A 229-nucleotide genomic window follows, 5' to 3' on the forward strand; every position below is an offset into this window, starting at 1 on the left:
TATGGGGCCTTAGCTCAGCTGGGAGAGCGCCTGCCTTGCACGCAGGAGGTCAGCGGTTCGATCCCGCTAGGCTCCACCAATATGATCTTTGAAAACTAAACAAGACAAAACGTACCTGTTAATTCGAGTTTTTATAAAAAAAATCCTATGAAATATCATAGGTAGTCAGTCAAACACTGACGAAAAACAAAACTTCGGTTTTGTACTTTTTCGGAGAGTTTGATCCTGG

Annotated in this window: 1 tRNA gene; it reads left to right on the forward strand. The window is 42.8% G+C overall.

Going from position 1 to position 229, the window contains the following annotated elements:
- The first annotated feature begins 3 nt into the window (after positions 1 to 3).
- Positions 4 to 79 (forward strand) — tRNA-Ala (locus tag SB660_RS24305).
- Positions 80 to 229: the final 150 nt, after the last annotated feature.

The organism is Bacillus sp. SIMBA_005 (genome assembly GCF_046535585.1).
Classification (GTDB): Bacteria; Bacillota; Bacilli; order Bacillales; family Bacillaceae; genus Bacillus; species Bacillus pumilus.